The sequence below is a fragment of the Desulfobulbus elongatus DSM 2908 genome (assembly GCF_000621145.1).
In the GTDB taxonomy this organism is placed as follows: domain Bacteria; phylum Desulfobacterota; class Desulfobulbia; order Desulfobulbales; family Desulfobulbaceae; genus Desulfobulbus; species Desulfobulbus elongatus.
The window spans coordinates 1-23302 of sequence record NZ_JHZB01000045.1 but is presented as its reverse complement, the minus strand read 5'-3'; the positions used below and the strand labels follow the sequence as shown (position 1 = coordinate 23302).

24 protein-coding genes are annotated in these 23302 nt (G+C 64.3%); 7 read left to right on the top strand and 17 right to left on the bottom strand.

Going from position 1 to position 23302, the window contains the following annotated elements; translation table 11 throughout:
- The 12 genes from Q362_RS0116000 to Q362_RS0115945 all read right to left on the bottom strand — a co-directional run.
- A partial coding sequence (locus Q362_RS0116000; protein ID WP_028319482.1) for a hypothetical protein occupies positions 1-413 on the bottom strand: 413 nt, incomplete at its 3' end.
- Positions 410-1057 carry a histidine phosphatase family protein gene (locus tag Q362_RS21220; RefSeq protein WP_051554416.1) on the bottom strand — a complete coding sequence of 216 codons (648 nt, stop codon included), beginning with the start codon at positions 1055-1057 and terminating at the stop codon, positions 410-412. The genes Q362_RS21220 and Q362_RS0116000, both read right to left, overlap by 4 nt.
- Complete coding sequence (locus Q362_RS21215) at positions 1045-2202, bottom strand: DVU_1551 family NTP transferase (protein ID WP_035217065.1); 1158 nt, start codon at positions 2200-2202, stop codon at positions 1045-1047. The genes Q362_RS21220 and Q362_RS21215 overlap by 13 nt, the downstream gene beginning before the upstream one ends.
- Complete coding sequence (locus Q362_RS0115985; RefSeq protein ID WP_028319481.1) at positions 2187-3239, bottom strand: XdhC family aldehyde oxidoreductase maturation factor; 1053 nt, start codon at positions 3237-3239, stop codon at positions 2187-2189. Before Q362_RS0115985 ends, Q362_RS21215 begins: the two co-directional genes overlap by 16 nt.
- Positions 3236-4546: a DVU_1553 family AMP-dependent CoA ligase gene (locus Q362_RS21210; RefSeq protein ID WP_035217064.1), complete on the bottom strand. Its 1311-nt coding sequence runs from the start codon at positions 4544-4546 to the stop codon at positions 3236-3238. The genes Q362_RS0115985 and Q362_RS21210 overlap by 4 nt, the downstream gene beginning before the upstream one ends.
- Entirely contained in the window at positions 4543-5943 is a 1401-nt protein-coding gene (trsS, locus tag Q362_RS0115975; RefSeq protein WP_157470217.1) for a radical SAM (seleno)protein TrsS, read from the bottom strand. Before trsS ends, Q362_RS21210 begins: the two co-directional genes overlap by 4 nt.
- Positions 5933-6388, bottom strand: a complete 456-nt coding sequence (locus tag Q362_RS0115970; protein ID WP_028319479.1) for a DVU_1555 family C-GCAxxG-C-C protein — start codon at positions 6386-6388, stop codon at positions 5933-5935. The genes trsS and Q362_RS0115970 overlap by 11 nt, the downstream gene beginning before the upstream one ends.
- A complete protein-coding gene (gene trsM / locus Q362_RS0115965; protein WP_051554415.1) occupies positions 6381-7130 on the bottom strand; it encodes a DVU_1556 family methyltransferase in 750 nt (249 codons plus the stop codon). Before trsM ends, Q362_RS0115970 begins: the two co-directional genes overlap by 8 nt.
- 1 nt (position 7131) lies before the next feature.
- Entirely contained in the window at positions 7132-7341 is a 210-nt protein-coding gene (locus tag Q362_RS0115960; RefSeq protein WP_028319477.1) for a DVU_1557 family redox protein, read from the bottom strand.
- Entirely contained in the window at positions 7338-9644 is a 2307-nt protein-coding gene (locus Q362_RS0115955) for a pyridine nucleotide-disulfide oxidoreductase/dicluster-binding protein (RefSeq protein WP_028319476.1), read from the bottom strand. The genes Q362_RS0115960 and Q362_RS0115955 overlap by 4 nt, the downstream gene beginning before the upstream one ends.
- A gap of 159 nt (positions 9645-9803) precedes the next feature.
- Complete coding sequence (locus tag Q362_RS0115950) at positions 9804-12521, bottom strand: molybdopterin-dependent aldehyde oxidoreductase (RefSeq protein WP_028319475.1); 2718 nt, start codon at positions 12519-12521, stop codon at positions 9804-9806.
- Positions 12522-12922: 401 nt separating this feature from the next.
- Positions 12923-14104, bottom strand: a complete 1182-nt coding sequence (locus tag Q362_RS0115945; protein ID WP_028319474.1) for an iron-containing alcohol dehydrogenase — start codon at positions 14102-14104, stop codon at positions 12923-12925.
- Positions 14105-14213: 109 nt separating this feature from the next.
- Between Q362_RS0115945 and Q362_RS23805 the strand changes: the two genes are divergently transcribed.
- Positions 14214-14420, top strand: coding sequence for a hypothetical protein (locus Q362_RS23805; RefSeq protein ID WP_157470214.1), 207 nt, complete (start codon positions 14214-14216; stop codon positions 14418-14420).
- Between the two features lie 222 nt (positions 14421-14642).
- Here the strand turns inward: Q362_RS23805 and Q362_RS0115940 are convergent, their stop codons facing one another.
- The 5 genes from Q362_RS0115940 to Q362_RS23800 all read right to left on the bottom strand — a co-directional run bounded on the left by Q362_RS0115940 (position 14643) and on the right by Q362_RS23800 (position 17211).
- Positions 14643-15056 (bottom strand): bacteriohemerythrin, encoded by a 414-nt coding sequence (locus Q362_RS0115940; protein WP_028319473.1) that lies wholly within the window; start codon positions 15054-15056, stop codon positions 14643-14645.
- Between the two features lie 46 nt (positions 15057-15102).
- On the bottom strand, positions 15103-15537 hold the full coding sequence (locus Q362_RS0115935) for a PilZ domain-containing protein (RefSeq protein ID WP_028319472.1): 435 nt from the start codon (positions 15535-15537) through the stop codon (positions 15103-15105).
- A gap of 224 nt (positions 15538-15761) precedes the next feature.
- Positions 15762-16448: a carbonic anhydrase gene (locus tag Q362_RS0115930; RefSeq protein WP_028319471.1), complete on the bottom strand. Its 687-nt coding sequence runs from the start codon at positions 16446-16448 to the stop codon at positions 15762-15764.
- 126 nt (positions 16449-16574) lie between these two features.
- Positions 16575-17048, bottom strand: coding sequence for a MaoC family dehydratase (locus Q362_RS0115925; protein WP_028319470.1), 474 nt, complete (start codon positions 17046-17048; stop codon positions 16575-16577).
- A 1-nt stretch (position 17049) separates the two neighbouring features.
- A complete protein-coding gene (locus Q362_RS23800) occupies positions 17050-17211 on the bottom strand; it encodes a hypothetical protein (RefSeq protein WP_157470212.1) in 162 nt (53 codons plus the stop codon).
- A gap of 334 nt (positions 17212-17545) precedes the next feature.
- Between Q362_RS23800 and pyrF the strand changes: the two genes are divergently transcribed.
- From pyrF to Q362_RS25035, 6 genes are all read left to right on the top strand, one after another.
- Positions 17546-18274: an orotidine-5'-phosphate decarboxylase gene (gene pyrF, locus Q362_RS0115915; protein WP_035217063.1), complete on the top strand. Its 729-nt coding sequence runs from the start codon at positions 17546-17548 to the stop codon at positions 18272-18274.
- Positions 18275-18741: 467 nt separating this feature from the next.
- Positions 18742-19788, top strand: coding sequence for a cytochrome-c peroxidase (locus tag Q362_RS0115905; RefSeq protein ID WP_028319468.1), 1047 nt, complete (start codon positions 18742-18744; stop codon positions 19786-19788).
- A 165-nt stretch (positions 19789-19953) separates the two neighbouring features.
- Positions 19954-20166 carry a hypothetical protein gene (locus Q362_RS23795; RefSeq protein WP_157470210.1) on the top strand — a complete coding sequence of 71 codons (213 nt, stop codon included), beginning with the start codon at positions 19954-19956 and terminating at the stop codon, positions 20164-20166.
- 62 nt (positions 20167-20228) lie between these two features.
- Complete coding sequence (locus Q362_RS0115900; protein WP_051554413.1) at positions 20229-21593, top strand: MFS transporter; 1365 nt, start codon at positions 20229-20231, stop codon at positions 21591-21593.
- Positions 21594-21921: 328 nt separating this feature from the next.
- On the top strand, positions 21922-23166 hold the full coding sequence (locus tag Q362_RS21205; RefSeq protein WP_051554412.1) for an ATP-binding protein: 1245 nt from the start codon (positions 21922-21924) through the stop codon (positions 23164-23166).
- The coding region (locus tag Q362_RS25035) for a transposase (protein ID WP_157470208.1) at positions 23106-23302 on the top strand (197 nt) is incomplete at its 3' end. The genes Q362_RS21205 and Q362_RS25035, both read left to right, overlap by 61 nt.

Here is a 23302-nt window from a genome sequence, read left to right as displayed (position 1 = left end):
ACCGGGGTGTTGTCCTGCAGGGTGGCGCACATCACCTCCCCCGGCAGGTTGAACCGGTAGAGTGCCTCCCGGTTGACCTTCAACAGCCCGTCCATGGCCGCGGTCAGGCTGACCTTGCCCTCGACGATCTCGCGGGAATACTCGATGCCGCTGCCGGCCAGGGCCTCGGCCATCCGCAGGGCCGCCTCGTTCTCGTGGATCTCGTCCGGACCCAACTGCAAGACATACACATGGTCCTTGCCCAGCCGGCGGAGATGCTCCACGTCCTCCTGCCGGATGATATGCCCTTTGCGGAAGGCCCGACCCTTGAACCCGTCCCTGACGATCTCGGTGATGTCGTGCGGCAGCACCATCCCCACCGCATCCTCTACCGGAACAACCGCCTTGGCGAAATGTGTCGTCATGATGGTCATGATCTGTCTCCTTGGTTCATTGTGGCGATCACGTCCGGCGCAGGGAGCGGGCCGATCAGGTTGACGGCCGCCACCTCCACGCCCTGCGGCCCGGTCCGCAGGATATTGACCGCGCCGTAGTCCTGGGGAAGGTCCAGTACCTGCTGCACGGGGCGGCAGAGCAGACGGCAGAGCAGGACCCGGTTCACGCCCGCATGGGCGACGACGAGCAGAGGGCCGGCGATTTGCCGGATCAGGCCGAACAGGGCCGGACAGACGCGGTCCGCCAGATCGCCGAAACTCTCGCCACCCTCCGGCCGGACATGCTCCAGATCCAGGCCGCGCCGCTCGTAGGCGCCGGGGAAGCGCTGCCGCACCTCCGCCACCGTGCATCCCTCCCACAGGCCGAGGTCGATCTCGGCCAGGGCATCAATGGTGCGAACGGCCGCCGCTGGCCGGCCGCTCACCAGAGCCGCCGTGTGCACGGCCCGTTGCAGCGGGGAAGCAACCACAGCGGCAAAAGGGATTGTTTGCAATTGCCCGGCCAAGGCCCGGGCCTGGCGGACACCGTTGTCGTTGAGCGACAGGTCGGTCCGTCCCAGGAAGCGGCGCGGCGAGGAGGTGTCGACCTCGCCGTGCCGGAGCAGATAGATCAGGCGCTGCATGTTCCCGCCGCCATCCCGGCGATCGTGGCCAGCGGCTGTCCCATCGCGGTCTCGACGGCAACGGCCAGTTGCATGGCCTGCCGATATCGGCGCTCGATGGCCCGCACCGCCTCGGGGTCGTCCCGGAACAGTTCCAGCTTCTCGACAAAGCGCGTCTCGACGGTGACGAGCCGGCTGCCGCGGACCAGCTTGTCGGCCAGATGGACGATTTCCCGCTCGCCGACCGGCATGCCGGCCGTCCAGGGCAGATCCCTGTGGGCGCCGACAATGGCCCCGACCCGCGCAAACCCCAGTTCGTTCAGCCAGCGCTCGCCCTCCGCCTCGTGGCGGGGCTGCCCCTTGGCGATGTCGTGCAGCCAGCCGCCGACCCGGCACAGTTCCAGATCCAGGCTCAGGCCGCCGTGCCGGTTCACCGCACCGGCGAGGGCCGCCGCCACCTCGGCCACGGCCCGGCCGTGGGCCAGCCCCTTGGCCGGCATGGGATGCAGGTGCTCCAGGATGGCCTGGCATTCGGCCATGCTCGGGATGCCCCGGCGCTCGAAGCGCAGGCAGCCGTCGAGGTAGTCGTCCGGGGTGTCCAGGTCGATGTGGATGTGGGCGTCGGCCACCGGTACCTCGCGCACCCGGTCCGGATGCGTCGCCTCGACCCCGGCCAGCAGGGCGCGCAATCCGCCCTCGCACTGTTCCTCGGCGAGGATCGCGGGGATGAGGTCGGCATGCAACAGCGGCGGATGCCCGCTCCGGCCGGCAAAGACCGGCGAGCAGAGCAGGGCCGGCGCCGCGGCGAACGACCGGACCAGCAGGCGCACGGTGCCACGCCGCACCAGGGGGATGTCCACCGGCAGGAGGAAAAAGCCGTCGCAGCGGTCGGCCAGCAGGCCGGCGCCGGCGCGGATCGAGCCGTACATGCCGGCGGCATACCGCGGATTGTGGGCCAGCCGCGCGCCGGCCGCCGTGGCCACCGCGCCGATCTCCGCCGCCCGGTGGCCGGTCACCACCACGATATCCCCGATGCCGCAGTCGCGGAACAGGCTCACGGCCTGCGCCAGCATCGTGCCGCCGCCCAGGGGCAGCAGGGCCTTCAGCTCGCCCATCCGCGAGGAAAAGCCGGCGGCGAGAATGAGCGCGCTCAGGCGAGGTGCCATGCCTTTTTGCCGGTGGCCCGCTGGTAGATGAGTTCGCCGACGATGGACACCGCGATCTCCTCCGGGGTGTCGGCCTCGATGGCCGTGCCGATGGGGCAGCGGACCTGCGCCAACCGCGCCTCGCTCACGCCCTGGTCCATCAGCTTGGCATAGATGGTGTTGCGCTTGCGGCGGCTGCCGATCATACCGATATAGCCGGCACCGGTGCGTAGGGCCTGGTCGAGCACCTCCATGTCGTGCATGTGGCCGCGGGTGACGATCACCAGGTAGGCGTCGCCGTCGATGTCGAAGCCGTTGAAGCAGCCGGCAAAGGACGGCAGCACCCTGACCTCGTCGGCCAGGGGAAAACGCTCCCGGTTGGCGAACTCGTCCCGGTCGTCCATAACCACCACCCGGAAACCCACCCGGGCCGCGGTCTCGGCGGTACAGGCGGCGACATGGCCGGCACCGAGCAGATACACCGTGCCGGTCACCGTGAAGCAGGAAAGCAGGTAGGCCTGCCCCTGGTGTTCGACCAGGCCGGTGGCCGAGGTGGGGGCGAGGGCCTGCCTGATCGCCATCAGCAACGGTTCGGCAATGTCGCCGCGGCTCGCCATGCCGCGGTGGTCGACCACGAACCGCTCTCCGCCGGCCGCCGCGCCGTTCAGGGGACAGACCAGGGTGGCGCGGCGGCCCGAGCGCATGGCCGCGAGCAGCGCGCCGAAGACGTCGCGGTTGACCGCATTGGCCTCGATATACTCCAGAAAGAGCTCCATCTGACCGCCGCAGATCATGTCGGTGCCGGCGGCGTCGCCGTTGGAAAGATCGAAGGCGCGGCGCAGGGAGCGGCCGGAGGCGAAGCACTCTTTGGCCTCCCGCATGGCCGTGGCCTCGACCAGGCCGCCGCCGATGGTGCCCGAGGTGCGGCCGTCCCGAAGCACGATCATCTTGGCCCCGGCCAGCCGGGGCGTGGAGCCTGACTGGCTGGCGATGGTCACCAGGACGAGATCCTCGCCGTCACCAAGGCTGGTACAGATCTGTTGCAGTAATTTCTTCATGACGCACTCTCCTCACGATGGTCCTCAAGAAAACGTTTAGCGAAATGGATGGTGGTGTCCGGGGCAAGGGCAAGGCCGATCGCCGTCCCTGCCTGGGAAATCCGACGGCTGAGCAGGTCGGCGGCCAAGCGCCTGACCTTTTCACCTTGGCCGGGCACGGCTGTCAGGCGAAGTTCCAGGATCTCCCGGCCGTCCCGGTTCATCAGGCAGGCGGCGTAATCGAGCAGTCCGGGAATGGCGCACAGCCATTCATCCAGGTCGGCCATGGCCAATTGCCGGCCGCTTTTCAGGGTCCGCACCTGATCGAGCCGGCCGAGTACGCGGTCGAGCCGGCGGATATGGCTGCCGCAGCGGCACGGGCCGGGCAGCAGGCGGCCCTGGTCGCCGGTGCGGTAGCGGATCAGCGGCATGCCGGTGCGGGTGAGCGTGGTGCAGACGATCTCGCCCCACTGTCCCGCCGGCAGGGGCCGGCCGGTGGCCGGTTCGACGATTTCGATCAGCAGATCGGTCTCGCGCAGGTGGCAGCCCTCGTGCGCGGCGCAGTCGACCCCGCCGCCCAGGCCGGTCTCGGTGGCGCCGTAGTGCACGAAGATCTCGCAGCCGAGCAGGTCGCGCAGGCACCGGCACAGCGTCTCAGGGACATAATCGGAGCAGAGCAGCACCCTTGTGATCGGGCCGAGGTCGAGCCGCAGAAAGGCTGCCATGCGCGCCAGGGCCAGAATCTGCATCGGAAAACCGACCAGGACCTCGGGTCGTATTTCGGCCACGGTCCGGGCCGCCTGTGCCGGCTCGCTCACCAGGCCGACGATCCGGCCGTTCACCTCCATCCGCTCAAGGGCGCTGACCAGGAGATGGCCGGTGGAATCCGGCGTGGCGCCGGGCAGGAGAATGGCCACCGTCTGGCCCGGTTCGGCCAGTTGCCGCATGCCGAGATGGAAAAAGTCGAGCGTCTGCGCCAGGTCCCCGTCGGTGAACCAGAGCCGCTTGGGCGGGCCGGTGGTGCCGGAACTGCGCAGGGTGACGATCCGGGCCACCGCCTCCTGGCCGACGCAGACCATCTCCTGGCCGTGCTGCCGCAGCTCGGCCTCGGTGGTCAGCGGCAGGCGGGCCAGATCGGCCAGGCCGTCAACGGCCTCAATGCCAGCCGCCGCGAATTTCCGCCGGTACAACGGCGAGCGCTCTCGGCAGTAGTCGACCAGGCGGCAGAGCTGCTCGCCCTGCCAGGCATCGATGGCCGCGCGCGGCACGGGTCGGGCGTCTACGCCCAGGGTCCGGCCGACCAGCGTTTCCAGGGTGGTGAGCTTCATGGCCGCACCGGCCGCCGGTGGAGCGGCCGCCCCTGATTCGAGGTCAGATTGTAGGCGCAGAAGGGCACCAGCCTGCCGTCCGGCGCCACCACGTGGATGCAGCAGCCGCGCAGCCGTTCCAGGTCGAGGTTCCACACGTCCTGGAAGGCCATGGCCGACAGGGTGAAGGTATGGGTGCGGGCCCGGGCGAGGAAGCGGTCGAAATCGTCCTGGGGTGGGGCCGGCTGCCCGGCGCAGTTGCAGGCGGAGTCAGCCATGGGCAGGGACCACTGCCGGGCGGTGAAGCGGACGCTCTTCTCCCTGCCTTCCAGCGCCGTGGGGATGGCGGCCGGGGTTTCGCCGGTGGAGCAGCAGGCGGCCCGGCCGCTGCCGAGCGGAGTCAGGCGGCCGGCCGCATCGATGAAGAAATTGCCGTGAAAGGAGCACAAGGCATGTTCGCAGGCCGGCGGGGCGCAGTGGTCGGCCCGGACGGCGCCGTCCGTCTGCGCCTCGATCAGCAGCAGCACCTCCGGCAGGGTCAGCCGGTCGGCGTCGGCCGGCGGCTGCGGATAGCGGCCGAAATAGCTGATCGGCTGGAAATGCACGCCGCGCACCGTGGGCGCGAAGCGGACGCCGTAGTCGATGATCGCCCCGATTTCATGGGTGTTGATCCCCGGCACCAGGGTCGGCACCAGCACCACGGCCAGCCCGGCCTCGACGCAGCGACGGATGGCCAGCTCCTTGCTCTCGCGCAGATCGCGGCCGCGCAGGGCCAGATGGGTGTGGCGCGACAGGCCGTCGAACTGCAGAAAGACCGAGGCCAGCCCGGCCGCCTTGAGTTCGCCGGAGAGCCCCGGCTGCTCGGCCAGACGCAGGCCGTTGGTGTTGAGCTGGATGAAGTCGAACCCCTTGTCTCTGCCCAGGCGGACGATTTGGGCCAGATCCGCGCGCATGGTCGGCTCGCCGCCGGAGAGCTGAATGTTGCAGGGCCCGGAGGCGGCCATGACCCGGTCGTACCACATGCCGATCTGCACCAGCGAGGGATCGGTCTCGGGGGCCTGGTCGCCGGCATCGGCAAAACAGACCGGGCAGCGCAGGTTGCAGCGGCCGGTGATTTCGAGCAGGGCCGTGCAGGTATGCTGGCCGTGGTTCGGGCAGAGGCCGCAATCGAAGGGGCAGCCGTCCTTGATTGCGGAGAAAGCCTGGCGGGGCGCCGAGGGTTTTTTCGGCCGCAGCCAGGTGGAAAACGGAAGAGCGCCCCGCCAGATCGGTGTCCGCACCGTGCCGTGCTCGCTGCATTGTTTCACCAGAAACACGGTGTCGCCCTGCTGCTCGCGAACGGCCTGGAGCCGTTTCAGGCAGACCGGGCACAGGCTTTCGGTCGACGACAGCAACTGGATCGGACGCTCAGTATCCACCTGCCTGCTCCCTGGGAAGACCGGGATCGATGCCCTGCTCGGCGAGCAGCCCGAGAACGACCTCGCGGGCCCGCAGCATGATGCCGCCGCAGACCTCGGGCTTGCGGCCGCCCTGATAGGCGACGATGTCGTCGCAGCGGATGCCGCCCCAGGTGGTGGCGCTGCCCTTGAACCATTCCATGAACTGGGCCAGCAGCAGGGGGAAGCAGTCCAGGGCCTCTTCGCCGGCGCTACCCTTGGCCGCATACAGGGCCAGGACGCAGGCCGCGCCGCTGGCCACCCCGCAGATGTCGCCGCACCCCATGCCCTCGCAGAGCCCGGCCATGGACCGCACCAGGGGCGGATTGTCCTCGCCCATGTCGTCCAGGCTCAGCTTGATCATGATCTGGCTGCAACAGAAGCCTTGGCCGGCCAATTGCATGATGCGCAGGGCAGTGTCATCCATGGTGCGGCTCCTTGGCGGCGATGAGGGCGTAGTAACCGAGCGGCGCGGCGGCCAGGGCGCAACTGGTACGGCGGGCTGCGTCCGCGTCCAGGAACAGTCCCCAGAAACGCTCCAGGCTGCCGAAGGAAAAGATGATCTGCCCGGCCAGCTGTTTGAGCAGGTCGCTCCGGTCGCGGAGCAGGACGAGGGCAAAGCCGGCCCGGTTGACGGCCGCCGTGATCGCCTCCAGCGGCTGGGCGTGGCTGAGGCAACTTTGCAGACGGGGCAGATCGGGCTGCCACTGCGGCTGGCGGCAGTAGATGTCGGTGAGGATCAGCCGGCCGCCCGGCCGCAGCACCCGGTGCATCTCGGCCAGGCTGGCCTCGATATCGCCGGTCAGCGACAGGACGCATTCCGAGACGATGCCGGCAAAGGTTTTGTTTTTGCACGGAATAGCGGTGGCCAGGCCCTGGTGGAGGGCGGCGGTCGGGGCCTGCTGGGCGGCTTTCGCCAGCATCGCGGCCGAGGGATCGAGCCCGGCCGGCCGCAGGCCGAATTCCGTTGCCAGCAGTTCCAGGGTATGGCCGGGGCCGCAACCGACGTCGAGGACGACCGCACCGGGCGCGAAATCGCAGAAGCGCAGCAGTTCCCTGGTCAGGCCGAGGCCGCCGGGCCGGAGCGCGCCACCGGTGAGCGCGCCCAGTTCGTCCTGTTCGTACAGGGTGATCGGGGGTGCATCCAAACGGTGACAGAGAGCGTTCATCTTACTTGTCTTCCAGCAGTTGTTCCACTTCCAGCATCTTGCCCACGGCAAGGCTCTCCGGCACCAGAACGAAGCCGCAGCCCGGACAGACCATGAGTTCGACGGTGAAGACCGAGTTGAGATAGGTCACCTTGACCTCGGCCGGTTCAAGCGGCCGGTTGCAGCCGGCGCATTGCCAGGCGGTGGCCTCGGCAAAGGAAAAGGTGCTCATGGCGTCTCCTCCGGCAGCCGCATGCGGTGGCTGTAGCCGTTGTGAATCCGGAAGCCCCGGTCAATCGTCTCGTACTCGATCCAGTAGGTGACGCGCACCGGCCGGAACGAGGCCAGCCGATGACCGGTGCCCGGATGGATCAGATAGCGTCCGGACCTCTCGGCATGCTCGATCACCTTGCGGACATCTTCCTCCAGAATGAGGCGGCTGTCGAGCAGGGCCGCCACCTCCGGGGCGATCAGCAGCGGGATCGCGGCATGGGCCGGCCGGGCGACGGAAGTTTCCTGCCAGAGGCTGGCCAGGAGGCGCTCCTTCAGCCGGGCGCGGTTTTCGTGGCGGCCGGAAAAGCCGGGATTGGCGCGGGCCAGCGGGTCCGGATCGGCGGCCGCCGCGAAGAGATAGTCGAGCAGATGAGCCACCGGCCGGCCGGCGGCAGCCAGGTTGTCGCGGCACATGGCGCAGTAGGCCAGGCCGTCGCGGCGGCTGCGTCCGGCCTTGACCAGGGCCGCCTTTGTGCCCAAAGGCTGGTTGGCGAACTGCATGAGGCCGCCGTAGCCGCAGCAGTCGGCCAACTCGCCGCCGAGTGCGGGTTCCACCACGGCCAGACCCAGCTTGGCGCAGAGGCTGCGCACGCTGGTCCGCACACCGTCCTGATACCGCGCGGTGCACGGGTCGTGGAGCGCGAGGGCGGCTTCGGGCCGGCGACGTTCGCCGGCCGGCAGTTCCAGGCCGTCGAGCACCTCCCACAGCGAGGTGACGGCCAGGTCCGGGGCGAATTCCCTGAAGACCGACAGGCAGCTCGAACAGGCGGCGATCAGGGTCGGCCGGCCCATTTGGGCGACTTCGGCCCTGAACCCGTCCAGGGTCTCGGCGAACAGGGCCTGCTGGCCGGCCCAATGGGCCGGAATGCCGCAGCAGCCGAGCATCAGGCCGACGCCGCCGGTGAGGTTTCCGCTCAGAAATTCGTAGGCGCGCACGACCAGGTCCGGGGCGGAGCCGGCCAACTGGCAGCCGGGATAAAAGAGAAAGCGGCTGGCATCGTGCCCCGGCTGGTGCCGGCTCAGGCGGCAGGCCTCGCTCTGGCTGAAGCGCATGTCCTCCAGGGCGAAGTCGTGCGGCGAGGGCGGCATGTGGCCGGTGGCCACCATCTCCTGCCGGGTGGAGCGGCAGACCTCGGCCACGGGAAAATCGTGCGGGCAGATCACCGTGCACTGGCCGCAGAGGCTGCACGCGTTGATCATCTTGTTGGCGTTGCGGGTGCCCTGGACAATGGCCAGATTGTTGTAGATCCTGCGCACCAGGGTCTTGGGGTATTCCTTGTATTCCCGCAGGTAGACGCACTGCTTGACGCATTCCATGCACTCGCACAAAATGCAGCGGCCGGCCTCGGCCCGGGCCTCGGCGGGGGTGTAGCCCTGGGCCGGGTCGGCGGGCGGGATCTCGGCGGCCGGGGCGATGCCGTCAATAACCGTGACCATCCGGGTGGCACAGCTGCCCTCCTTGTCGCGCTGGGCGGTCAGGGAAACCTTCTGCAGGAACCGCTCGATGGACAGGGCGGCGCGCCGGCCGTCCTCCACCTGTTTGATCACCGAATAGTTGCCGTCCGTCCCCAGGCCGCCCCCGGCAAAACAGCCGTCCTGGGCGAGGGCCAGACTCAGGGGATCGGGCTCGCCGGCGGCAAACGGGCCGGCGAGCGCGCCGACCGCATCCCGGTCGCAGTAGACCGCGTCGTATTGGTCGATCAGATTCGTGACGGCCGCGTCGTCGAGCGATGTCGCCGTCATCACGGTCACGCCGTAGCCGGCCAGGATGGTCCGGGCCTGGGCGAGGGCCTCGCCGGGCAGGATCTCGGCCGGCAGGGACCGCAAGCGGCCGCCGATATCGTCGTCAGGGGTGATCAGGGTGGCCGGCCTTCCCTTGCGCGCCAGGTCCAGCGCCGCGGTCATGCCGGAGAGGCCGGCGCCGAACACCGCCACTTTGCCGCCCTTGTTCGGCAGCTTGGGCAGCTTGACCATGGTCTGCGTCCGGCTGACGCAGAACCGTTCCAGGCTGCCGATGGCCAGCGGATCGCCGATCTCGCCGCGCTTGCAGAAAGGGCGGCAGGGCGCGTCGCACAGCCGGCCCAGGATTTCGGGAAAGGGCATGGTCCGGTCGAGGACCTTGCGGGCGCCGCGCACATCGTCCCTGGCCAGGGCGGCCATGAAGGCGCGGACATCGACGTGGATGGGACAGGCCGCGGTGCAGAACGGCTGTTCCTCCTGAATGCAACGGGCCTCCAGTTCTCTGAGCTGCAATTGATCCATGGTGGAGAATGCGGCCTCGATGGTGCGTTTGTGGTGTTGTGGCTATGCCTGCCAACAAACCGGGCGGGCGACACCGTCCTGCTGTTCACCCGCCCGGCACCGGAGGCGGACCGGCACCCAATCGGTCCGCCTCCTGTTTCCGCTCAGTCGTTCACGCGCTCATTTCGGCATGGCGGCCAGCACCTTCTCCGGCAGGGCCGGGAGGTGACGGACGCGGGCGCCGCAGGCGTTGTAGATGGCGTTGATCACCGCGGCGTGCGGGGCGGTCAGCGGCATTTCGCCAACGCCGGAAGCGCCGAAGGGGCCGTCCGGGCGCGGGGTCTCGACATAGATGATCTCCATGTCGTCCGGGATCTGCTTGATGTACGGGAAACCGGCGCCGGCCAGGGTCGAGTGCTTCTTGATGTCCTCGAAGTCCTCGGTGAGCGCCAGGCCGATCCCCTGGGCCATACCGCCGTAGATCTGGCCGTCCACCACCAGCTTGTTGACCACTTTACCAACATCGGCCACGCACGTCATCCCCTCCACCGTGGTCTTGCCGGTGGCAATCTCCACCGCAGCCTCAACCATGAACAGACCATACATGTAGCAGCAAAACGGGTTCCCCTGACCGTTGGCATCGCAGTCGTTGGCCGGAGCGGTCCACTTGCCGTTGATCTTGGTGGGGATGCCTTCGGCGACCATCTCATCGTAGGTACGGAAGCAGCCGTTGGCTTTCCGCATCGATTTGATCAGTTCCTCACAACCGACACGAATTGACTGGCCAACCAAGACCTGGCTGCGGCTGCCGCCCGCCGGCCCGGAATTCGGACACTTGGAGGTGTCGTTCATCACCAGCCTGATCTGGTCGACGCTCAGCCCCAGGGGCCGCAGGGCCTCATGGGCGGTGGCCAGGGTGCCCATATCCGACCCCTGGCCGTGATCTTCCCAGGTATTGAAGATGGTGACCGTGCCATCGGGGTTCAACTCGACATCGGTCTCGGCAGTGTCGGGGCCGTCCAGACCGGCGCCGTAGATGCCCAGGGCAATACCCACGCCGCGCTTGACGGTGTCAGTGGAGTTGGCGGCAACCCGCTTCTTGGCCTCTTCGTATTTGGGCCTGAGCGCGTCAAACATCTCCGGCAGGGAGAAGACCTCCGGCACCTGGCCGGTGGGGGTGGTGGCGCCCGGACGATAGACGTTTTTATAGCGCAACTCGAAGGGGTCCATGCCCAGTTTCTCGGCCAGCTCGTCCATCAAAACTTCCGACGGGAACTCGCTTTCCGGCGCGCCGTAGCCACGGAAGGCCGCGCCCCAGGCATGGTTGGTGCACACGGTGCGGCCCTCGCCACGGATGCTTTTGATGTCATAACCCGCACCGATGTACTGGGCGCCGCGCAGGGTGAGCAGGTCGCCGAACTCGGAGTACGGGCCGTGGTCGCACGACCAGTCGGTCTCCATGCCCAGGAGCGTGCCGTCCTTGGTCGCGGCGTAGCTCAGGGTGGTCCAGAACGGCGAGCGCTTGCCGGTGTAGGTCTGCTGCTGGAAGTAATCGTAGCAGAGAAAGACCGGGCGGCCGGTGGCCAGCGCCGCCGCGCCCACCAGGGCTTCCATGGTCGGGCTGAACTTGTAGCCGAAGGTGCCGCCGGTATTGTTCTGGATCAACACCAGGTTTTCCGGCTCCACGCCCAGACCGGGGGCGATCATGTACAGATGCAGATGCAGGCCGATGGACTTGGAGTGGACGATCAGCTTGCCGGCGTCGTCGAGATAGGCGTAGCCGACATCGGGCTCGATGGGCAGATGCGGCTGGCGGCTGACATAGTAGCTGCCCTCGATGGTGACGTCCGCCTTTTCAAAAATCGGCTTCGTGTCCTCGCCCTTGGCGATTTTCTGGATGTAGTAGACGTTGGGGGTGCCGGGATGGATCTCGATGGCGTCCGGCTCCATGGCCGCGGGCGCACTCATGTAGGCGGGCAGTTCCTCCAGCTCGACCTTGACCTTCTTGGCCGCCGCCTTGGCGTGCTTCTCGGTGTCGGCGCAGACGATGGCGATGGCATCGCCGAACTGGAACACCTTGGTGTCGCAGAGAATCGGCCGCTCCCAGCCGTCGCCCTTGTTGGACGGGAAGGTGATCAGGCCGGTGATGCGGTTCCTGCCCTTGATGTCCTTGTGGGTGACCACCTTGTAGACGCCGGGCATCTGCTCCGCCTCGCTGGTGTCGATGGAGAGGATGTTGGCATGGGAGACCTCGGCCTGCACCAGGGCCAGTTGCAGGGTGCCCTCCGGCAGCTGCATGCCGGAATCGGCGCCGAAATCCCAGGAGCCGGTCACCTTGGCGGCGGCGCTGGGACGCGGCATGTTGGTGCCGAACACCTTGCCGTCCTGGGGAATCTTGTAGGCCAGATCCTGCATGCTGATCTCGCCCTTGAGCACCCTGGCCGCATCGCGGACCGCATCGACCAGCGGCTTGTAACCGGTGCAGCGGCAGGCGTTTTTGTATTTCTGGAACCAGTCGCGGATCTCCTCGCGGGACGGATCGGGGTTGCCGTCGAGCAGCGCCTTGGCCGACACGATGAAGCCGGGGGTGCAGAAGCCGCACTGGGCGGCACCGTGCACCATCCAGGCCATCTGGAGGGCGTGGAGATCCCGGGGGGTGCCGATGCCCTCGATGGTGGTGATCACGGCGCGATCGGGGACCCGGTCCATCTTGGTGATACAGGAACGGATCAGCTTGCCGTCCATGATCACGTTACAGGCACCGCACTGCCCCTTGCCGCAGCCGACCTTGGTGCCGGTGAGGCGCAGGCTCTTGCGGATAACGTCGGAGAGCAGCTCGGATTTTTCGGCCACCACCGAACGCTCGATCCCATTGACGTACACTATTTTTCTCTGCATGCATGACTCCTATGAAAGAATGGATGAATGAAACACGTTCCGGTTTTCCTTCCCGCGCCAGGCGGCAGGGCTTCCGTTCGGGGACGAGAACAATCCGGCGCTCCGATCGGAGGCGCAGGGGTACAAGGAGGAAACCACCTGCGCCTCCTTTCCGGGGGAAACGTCAAACACGGGACGCGTTGCCGCGTCCCGCAACGCCAACCACAGCGTATTTTTTCAAATTCCGGTGAAAGACCGGTCGAGCCCGCTCAGGCCAAGACAGGGAAAACAGGGGGCGGGCTCCACCGGGTATTCTTGTTTTGTTGCAGGATCAAGGCTGCGGGCGGCGGCAGGCAGGCGACGCTTTTGCCTTTCTGCCGGCAACGGCCGGTCGGCCGGCACGGCCCGCAGCCCTGCCCGCCTCACAGCGCCGCGGTATAGATCGCCTTGACGTCCGCGTCCTTCGGCCGGCGCGGGTTGGTCAAACCGCAGGCATCCTTCTGGGCATTGGTGGTCATGATGTCGATATCCGCGGCCTTGACCTCCTTGCCGTAGCGCTTGCCCAACTCGATCAGGCCGGCCGGAATGCCGATGTCGGCCGACAGTTTCTTGATCGCCACCAGAGCCAGCTCGGCGGCGTCGCGGGGCGCCAACCCTTCGGTGTTCTCGCCCATGAGCTGCGCGATCTTGACGAAGCGGTCGATCTTGGCGATCAGGTTGAACTTCTGCACGTGGGGCAGGAGGATGGCGTTGCACTCGCCGTGCGGCAGGTCGTAGAAACCGCCCAACTGATGCGCCATGGCGTGGACATGGCCCAGGCTGGCGTTGTTGAAGGCCATGCCGGCCAGGTACTGGGCAAAGCACATGCCCTCGCGGGCCTCGATGTCCTGGCCGTTGGCCACGGCCGGCCGCAGGTGCTTGGCGATCAGTTCGATGGCCTTCTCGGCGGCGGAGTCGGTCATCGGCGTGGCGATGGTGGACACATAGGCCTCGACCGCGTGGGTGAGCGCGTCCATGCCGGTGGCGGCGGTCAATGCCGGCGGCATGCCCATCATCAGCAACGGATCGTCCACGGCGATGCCCGGGGTGACCCGCCAGTCGACGATGGCCATCTTCACGTGGCGGGAGGTATCGGTGATGATGCAGAAACGGGTCATTTCCGAGGCGGTGCCGGCGGTGGTGTTGACCGCGAGATAGGGCGGCATGGGCTTGCTGGATTTGTCGATGCCCTCGAAATCGTGAATCTTGCCGCCGTTGGCCACCACCAGGCCGACACCCTTGCCACAGTCGTGGGAGGAGCCGCCGCCCAGGGTGATCAGGGAATCGCACTTCTCTTTCTTGTAGATTTCCACCCCGGCGTGGACGTTCTTATCGGTGGGGTTGGGGATGGTCTCGTCGTAGACCACATACTTCATGGAGGCTGCATCGAGCAGATCCGTGATCTGCTTGGTGATGCCGGCGCCGGTGATGCCCTTGTCGGTGACGATCAGCGGTTTGGAGCCGCCGAGGGCCTTGATCTTGTCCGGGATTTGCTTGGCGGCACCAATGCCGATCAGGGTAACGCTGGGAATGAAATAACCGTATACTTCTTCGCGAACTGCCATAATCACACCTTCCTTGAATGAGTGTCGGGGTTCCTTGTCGTGTTCTCTTTCTCGTGCTGCCGTGCTTGGATCCAGGAGGCTGCTTCCCCTGAATAGCAAAGGGCGTGCCATGAAAAAACAACATATTTTCACTCAATTAAATTGGCCGCCACGACAAGGAAACCTTCTCGAACCGACCGAAAACGACAGCCAGAACAGGAAAACGGGTCAGAGTGACCAGGGAAAATCGCCGGTTGGGCCCAAAGGCCCCGCGATGAAAAAAAACGGGAAAACAGTCAAAAATGACCGTCCGGGGAAACGAGACAGGGCAATGTGATGCGGCAATGGAATAAACCGGGGGATGCTCTTGAAAATTATCCCGACAAACAGGATAGTTACACCTTGCGGGTCAAAAAGACACGGCAAAGAAGTGCCGCTGAGACAAGATGGGACATTGCCCGGCCGCGAGCGATATCGGCGGCGGCATCAGGGGGGGGAATGCCGGACGGAATCCGGCATCGTGATGAAAACGGCACCCGGCGGCACCGTTGCCCGGCAATCAGGCCGTCATCCGGTGGTTCGACGCAATGAACCTGCCCATGTCGGCATCGGCGTCCAGGATGTGCGACAACAACCAGGTATTGAGAAAGGTGAGCAGGTCGAAGGACATCTGCCGCCGACCGTTGCAGAACTGTTCCCGCATGGTTTCCAAACGCTCGACGAACTGATCGTGCCGGACTTTATGCAGGCCGTAGCCGGGATAGCCGTATGCGCGCATCAGCGATTCTTCCGCCGAAAAATGGTACTGGGTGTACGAGGCCAGCTCCGCGAACACGTTCGCCAGATTCCGGTTCGGCGCCTGATTGACGAAATCGTCGTAGATCGTGTTCAGCAAGGCGACGAGATGGCGATGATGGTCGTCGATCTCCTCTATCCCGATCGCATAGCGGGCGTTCCAGGTTATGAGATACATGTGGGCCGCACCCGGTTGTTCCGACGTTTTCATCCGCCCGCGCTTATCAGAAGGCATGACAGAAGACCTCCGCCATATACAGGCCCTCGATGCACTCGGCCGCGTCCGGGGCAAGGTCGACGAACTGGATGCCGGTGACATACCGGTCCCGTTGCCCGGTGACGTGCCGCACCAGCCCGCGGACGATGACCCTTTCGCATCCCAGGGACACACCGACTCTCACGGGAGTATCCATGGCAAGCCGGACAGGCAGGTGCGCCGCCAGTCCTCCCTTGCTGATATCCACCAGCGTCCCCCCGTACATGTCCGTGACCGTCGCCACCCAGACAACGATCTCCCGCACTTCGACCAGTTGGGACACGGCCCCCCGGTCGAGCCGGACAAACGCCCTGTTCTCGGGCAAGGACCGCTGCTTGTCTTCCCAATCGACGACGCCCTCTTCCAGCGGGGGAATATCGTCCCAAGAAATTCCCTTGTTCATGGCAGCATCATCTGCTCCTCTTGGTTTCGGCGGCAGAGGCTTTTCAAGAATCGGCCACGGAAGCCAACATACACCGCAACCTTAAAGGCCGGCAATATAGGTGACTTCACCCGTTTCTGTCGAGGTAATTTTACCGGGATCGAAAATTTTCACCCCGGAAGGTGGCCGGAAACCGCAGCCGCGGAAACGGTCAATCGGGCGCGGCCCCATTCCGGCCGGATAACTCACTGCAGGATGTCGACCTCACCGCGTTCGATGCGGTATTTCGCCGTCACGATCTTCAGTTTGCCGGCCGCCACGAGATGCTGCAACACCTTGGATTGCGAGGTCAGGCTGTCTCTGACCAGGGCGATGTGCGCATCGGCCACCGCTTCGACGAACCGTTCCCGGTCCTGCCCGGCAACCGTGCCCGCCTCCTCGGTTTTCTTCAGGGCCGGTCGGATGGCCTGCACGATGGCGCCGATGTTGCCGTCCCCCTGCCCCTTCGACTCGACGGCCGCCGTGACCGCACCGCATCGTTCGTGGCCCAGGACGACCACCAGCGGCGTGCCGAGGTGCTCGGCCGCATATTCGATGCTCCCCAGCACAACCGGGTCGGCGACATTGCCGGCAACCCTGACGACGAACAGTTCCCCCAGGCCGGTGTCGAACAGCAGTTCGGGCGACACCCTCGAGTCGGAACAGGTGAGGATGATGGCGTAGGGCTTTTGCCCGGCCGCCAGCGCCCTGACGGCATCCAGGCCGACACCGGCATGCCTGTGGGTCCCGGAGACGAAGCGGAGATTGCCCTCCTTCAGCCTCGTCAGCGCCTCCTGCGAGGTGATCGCCGGCGATTCCACCAGCGCGGCGGCCAGGCCAACGGTCAGAACAATGGTGACCACGATCCCTGCAACGATCCTCATGCAACGCATGCCTGCCTCCTTTTTGTCCTGGTTTTCCGAAAAAAAATCATGCCTTCACCGGTCGCCGTCCGGGTCCGCCCTCCAGACCGTGGGATCTGCCGGGGCTCGCGGCGGCAGCCGGCACAGCGGCAGGTCTCAGGTGCAACGACGCGCCGGCTCTTCCCGACGGCGCGCCAGCACCACGATGTTGGCAACATACTCCTGCACTGCCTTGTCCGCCTGATTCAGGGTCGTGACCCGCATCTTGACCATTCCCTGTCCAGGCTTGGATTTCGACGGTTGGATGGCAAGGATGACGATTTCAAGGCGCAGTTCGTCGCCCGGCCGCACCGGACGCGGCCAGCGCAGCGCATCCATGCTCGCGCCGATGAAGCCGCCGGCGGGCCTGAATTCGCTTTCGACCAGCAATCGCATGGTGAGCGCCGCCGTATGCCAGCCGCTTGCGGCCAATCCGCGGAACAGGGTCGCGCGGGCGGCCCGTTCGTCGAGATGAAAGGGCTGCGGGTCGAATTCAGCGGCAAAGCGCTTGATGCCTTCCCCATCCACCCGAAGTCGCCCCGAAGCAAAGGTCTGCCCGACCGCCAGATCTTCCAAAAACGAAACCGTCATGTCACTTCCCGCCGAATTCCTGCCACAGGAGAAAACAGATTCCCGCAATCGCGGCGAAAAAGACGATGCCGCGAATGATCAAGCCCCTGGTGGTGAGGAATCCGGGCGGAGGCTCAGGTCCGTAGACCACCTTTTTCTCTCTTCTCGATTTCGATTTGTTCATGCTCGTTCTTTGTCTCTTTTGGGCGGAACGCGACGGACGCCGGCCCGGCACCGGAGCCCCGGCAAGGGCGCGTCCCGTCCGGCCGCTTCCGGCGCGGCCGCTCTCGCCCCCGGCATCTTCGCCGCGCCTCATGTTATAGGCTTATCAATTTGATTTCGCAATAAAAAACAACTGTCATCCCGGCGTTGTCCGGCGCCGCTTCGGGCGGCGGGACTGTGGGCCGAAACAGCGGCTCCAGCCTTTTCTGTTTACTTTTATGCCATTTTTTACTAGAAAAGCCGGCGTATTCCACCCGAAAAGACAGCCCCATGCCTCCACGACCAGCGGCTTGCCCATGCACGATATTCCATTGAACGAACGCATTATTTTTGCCCTCGATTTCTCCGAGCCGGAAAAGGCCAGGGAGTGGGTCGAGATGCTGGACGGCAAGATCAAGTTCTTCAAGGTCGGCCTGCAGCTTTTCCTTGCCGGATGGTGGCCGGTGATCGACCACATCGTCGGGCGCGGCAACAAGGTGATGGTGGACCTCAAGTTCTTCGACATCCCGGAGACCGTCGGCCTCGCCGTGCAACAACTCGCGAACAGGAACGTCACCTTTGCCACCATTCACGGCAACGATCCCATCATCCGGGCGGCGGTGCGCCACAAAAATGATTTGAAGATTCTCGCCGTCACCGTTCTGACCAGTTTCGACGAATCCGACATGGCTGGGATGGGATTCACGGGAACAGTCGAAGACCTGGTGCTCATGCGTTCTCACAAGGCCATCGCACTCGGTTGCGACGGTGTCGTGTCCTCCGCCCGCGAAGCGGGAAAACTGCGCGGCGATATCCGGCGGAACTTCGTCATCGTCACTCCCGGAATCAGGCCGGGGGCGAACATCGACACCATCCAGCATGACGACCAGAAACGGATCGCCACCGCCAGGGAGGCCATCCGCAACGGCGCCGATTACGTGGTGATAGGCCGCCCGATCAGCACGTCGCGGGACCCGCTGGCAACCGTTGCCGACATTCAGCGCGAGATCGGAGAAGCCCTCGAAGAAAAGGCCTCCCGGAATTGAGGCGCCGAAAACGCGACCCTGCGCCACCCGTCCGGTTGCACCCGGGAATACGATGACATGGGAGGCGTGCGGCCCTTCCGTTCTTTTTTCGACACCGTCCCTCGGTGTCCGGGCCTCATCCGCCCTTCTCGCTCTCAAGGAACCCCGCACACACGCTCCCGGCCTCCATCCCCTCCTCCACGCCGAACGCCTTTCCCTCCCCCACGCCCATGGCGGCGCAGTCCGCCCCGATCGGCAACGAAACGGGGACCGCTCACTCCCGGCCACGCCCGTCCTGCCCCCCAAACGATCACGCCGGTCCGGCCACGCCAGGAGATTGGTACCGCCACCAAAAAATTTGCCCCGAGTCCGCCGGAAAAATGGGATAAATCGCTTGAAAACAGGAATCATTCTTTGTTTATTGAAATGCATATCCACGGCACCATCAACAGCCACAGATCAAAACATCATTGAGAAGGAGGACCGTTATGAAAAAAACCTATCTTGCCGCCCTTGTTTTCGCCCTTTCGTGGGTCGCCACCGGATACGCCGCAGAAGGGGGGGACAGCCTGCTCAAGGATGCCCAGGCAGCATTCAAGCCTATTCCGGACAAGGCGCCGGTCATCAAGGACAACGAGGCCACGCCGGACAAGATCGAACTGGGCAAGATGCTCTATTTCGAGCCGCGGCTCTCCAAAAGCAGCCTGATCAGCTGCAACACCTGCCATAATGTCGGCCTGGGCGGTGCGGACTACCAGCAGACTTCCACCGGTCACGGCTGGAAGAAAGGTCCGCGCAATGCTCCCACCGTGCTCAACTCGGTGTTCAATCTCGCCCAGTTCTGGGACGGCCGCGCCAAGGATCTGGCCGAGCAGGCCAAGGGTCCGGTGCAGGCGGGCGTGGAGATGAACAATACCCCGGACAACGTTGTCAAGACGCTCAACAGCATGCCCGAATACGTGGACCTGTTCAAGAAAGCCTTCCCCGGCCAAGCCGACCCGGTGTCCTTCGACAACATGGCCAAGGCCATCGAGGTCTTCGAGGCCACCCTCATCACCCCGGATTCCCAATTCGACCTCTTTCTCAAAGGCAATGCCCAGGCCCTGAATCAGGAGGAGAAAGAGGGGCTGAAGCTGTTCCTGGACCACGGCTGTGTCTCCTGTCACAGCGGTGTCAACATGGGCGGAGACGGCTATTACGAGCTGGGCGTGGTCAGCAAGCCAAGCGAAAAGATCATTGCCGGCGACAAGGGCCGTTTTGCCGTCACCCAGGCCAAAAACGACGAATTCTCCTTCAAATCCCCATCGCTACGCAATATCGAGCTGACCCCGCCCTACTTCCATTCCGGGGTCGTCTGGGATCTGAAGGAAGCGGTTTCGGTGATGAACGACTCCCAGCTCGGCGCCGACCTGAAGGAAGGAGATCTGGACAAGATCGTCGTTTTCCTCAAATCGACCACCGGCAAACAACCGCAGGTCGTGCATCCGATTCTGCCGGCACCCACCGACGCAACCCCCAAACCCTCGCTGGAATGATCCGGCAACGGCAGCCGGCCTGACCGCCTGTTGTCCGGCATATCTCCCAACCGGGATTCAACCGCCACGGCAAAGCGACCGGCCTGAACCCTGAGGAAACCACCAAAAATATTTTTTCGTTCTTCAGACACACAACAAAAAAGCCACTTAGCGCAAGCAAGCTAAGTGGCTGTAATTTTTTTAACGATTCATCAGTTGGCTTCTTCCGGAAATCTCTGCGATTGGCAGTCTGGTTGCTGGGAGCAGCTCACTGCCGCCACCGGCAGCGAGGGCGTTGCGCGCGAACGATGGGCCGGGCAACAGGGCGATGACCGGACCGTAGCGGCGCTGACCGGATTTGGCATCGTTCACCGGAAAAAGGACTGTGTTCAGTTATGATTCTCGATACAAAAAATGAAACAACAATCCGCGGAGAAAGCATCCCCGCAAGTCCCGCGGCCATGGTGCTGCTGACGGTGTGCATCGCCCAGTTCATGGCACCGTTCATGCTGACCTCCATCGGCGTGGCCCTGCCTTCGCTCGGCCGCGACCTCGGCGCATCGGCCATGCAGATCGGCCTGGTGGAGCAGTTCTACCTGCTCTCCCTGGCGATGTTCATGCTCACCTTCGGCCGTTTGGGCGATATCGTCGGCCAGCGGATCATGTTTCTCGTCGGCCTGGTCGTCTTCACCCTGTTCACCTTTTGCCTGGGCTACGCCACCAGCATCCTTGCCGTCCTTGTCCTGCGCTTTCTTCAGGGGATCGGCGCCTCGATGGTCCTCTCCGGCAGCATGGCCCTGGTCGCGGCAGCCTATCCGCCGGCGCTGCGGGCGCGCAAAATCGGGCTGGTCTCGGCCTGCACCTATATCGGCCTTTCCTCGGGTCCGGTGATCGGCGGCTACGTCACCCAGCATTTCGGCTGGCGCCATGTCTTTCTCATGGCCGTCCCCATCGGGATTGCCGCCATCTTAAGCTGCCTGTTCGGGATGAAGCAAAAAGAGAAAAATGCCTCGGGCGAGGCAATGGACTGGCGGGGCAGCGTGGTATACGCCCTCTCCGTCGGCTGCATCATGATCGGGGCCGCCCATGCCCAGCAGATGACCCTCGGAGTGCCCATGCTGGTGGCCGGAACCGCCGGGCTGGCGATCTTTCTCGCCCTGGAGAGCAAAAACGACAGCCCCTTGCTTGATGTCCACCTGCTCTCGGGCAATCGGTTTTTTACGCTCAGTTGCCTGGCGGCCCTGGGCAATTACGCCGCCACCTTCGGCATCGTCTTTTTCATGAGCCTCTTTCTGCAATACGCCAAGGGGCTGACCGCCCGCCAGGCGGGCTTCATCATCCTGCTCCAGCCGCTCATGCAGGTGGTGACCTCGCCGCTCGCCGGATGGCTGACCGGCCGGATCAGGACGGCCACGCTGGCCACGGCCGGCATGCTCATCAGCTCCGTTGGGCTGCTGTTCGCCGCCCTGACCCTGAGCGCCCATGTGCCCCTGTGGCTGGTCGCCGCGGAGCTGATGCTGATCGGCGCCGGTTTCGGCATTTTCATCACGCCCAACTCCACCGCGATCATGGACAGCGTCGAACGGCGCCAATTCGGCGTGGCCTCGGGCATGATCGGCGCCATGCGCACCCTGGGCATGGCCACCAGCCTTACCACCATCACCCTCATCTTCTCGCTGTTCATGGGCGATCAACCCGTTACCGACGCCAATCTGCCGCGCTTCCTGCTCAGCATGCGAACCGCCTTGGTCGCCTTTTCGATCTTTTCCTGCCTGGGGGTGCTCCTCTCCATCAGTCGCGGCAAAAGGAGGCGCACACAGGAGTAGCCCGACAGGAGTGCAAGCTGCGCATGTAATCGTAAAAATTTTTCTCAGGAAAAATAAAAATATTTTCCCTTGTTCCGGATGCAAAGAGTCTCGTTACTCAGACCCCGAATCTTGGTGCCCAACAAGCCATTTTTCTGGAGTGGTCAATCTGGTTATTTTTCCTTTTTTCCGATAAAGTTATAATTATTACGTATCGATTCCCTGCCGAGAAGCCCCGATCAAAGAGAGGACAATCAGTTTATATTGGAAGTATCTTGACCCGGTGCCTCCAGAGAGAATCGGGAATAATGTCGAATTGCAGCTTTGCTTTAATGGTTAAGATTGCCAAATGGATCAGGTGACTGCGGGAAAAACGAACGAGAACAAAAGAGGCTCCAGTCCTGTCGGGCGTGGGGGCGCCGGAACTTACATCGAGGGAGAGCTGGGCGCTTTCTATCTCCTGCAAATGCTGGCCGGCAGTGAAGCGCGCGGACTGCCCAATGCGCAGATCGAACGTGTTATGTTTCAGGGGGGCGATGAGGGCTATGCGTTGGACGATCTGATCGTACACGGGGCGTCAGACAAAGGTAGCTCGCTTCTCGAAATCCAGTCGAAGCGCACGATCACCTTCTCCCAGAAGGACAATATCTTCCAGAGCGTTTGCGAACAGATCGTGCGGAGCGCACCGGCAATCAAACCGACCGACCGCCATCTGTTTGCCGTGGCGACCCAGCGCACGAGCTTTGCGATTTCCGGCCCCTATCAGGACGTTCTCGAATGGGCCCGCACAGCAAGGACAGGTGCTGAGTTTTTCCAGCGACTGACGCTCAAGGGGGCCGCCAGCGATGCGATGCGCGGCTTCGTCCAGACTTTTCGTGCCAATCTCGTCGCTCATGGTGTGCCCGATAACGATGAGGCCGTCTGGGGCATCATCCAGCGGTTTCTGATCCTTGAGTTCGATTTCGAATCCGGGGCCCCGCAGGCTCAGGCCCATGCTCTCACGCTCGCGAGGCAGGCTCTCGCCCCCGAAGATGCCGCTCGAACTGAAGCGCTGTGGAGCAATCTCATCGAGCTGGCAATCAAGACCGGCAAGGCCGGCGGCTCTATCACCCGCGACGAACTCGCCGAGAAAGTGACAGCACGTGGTTTTCGCTTGGCCGGTGATCGAAACTATGCATCGGCACGCGCACGCCTCGCGGAGATGTCGCGATTTGCGCTACGGGACATCGGAACAACGGTTGGGGGGATCAACTTACCGCGTTTGCGCGCATTGGCTGCGCTGGACGAAGCACGTGACCAGCACCGATTCATCGAGATCAATGGGGCACCCGGAGTCGGCAAATCCTTCGTACTGCGCCATCTCGCCGAGCGGCAAGGGCGCGAAGCCCACGTTATCGTTCTCGATCCGATTGGAACGCCTGACGGAGGCTGGGCGGCGCTCGCACAGCGCCTAAGTGCTTATCCACAAATAATTTGCTCGCAATTTTCCTGCCACCAGCTAATATCCGTTGAAACCAAGCAACGGGGGGAGAAATGGCACGCATCAAAACCTGGGAAATTTCGGATGCATTCTGGGCGATCGTTGAACCGTTGATCCCCACAGATCTGCGAGAAGCCGGAAAAGAATATACTCGTAAGCCGGGCGGCGGCCGAAAGCCGAAGTATTCGAACCGACTCTTTTTCTCCGCAATAGTGTACGTCCTGAGGACAGGAATCATCTGGAACGCCTT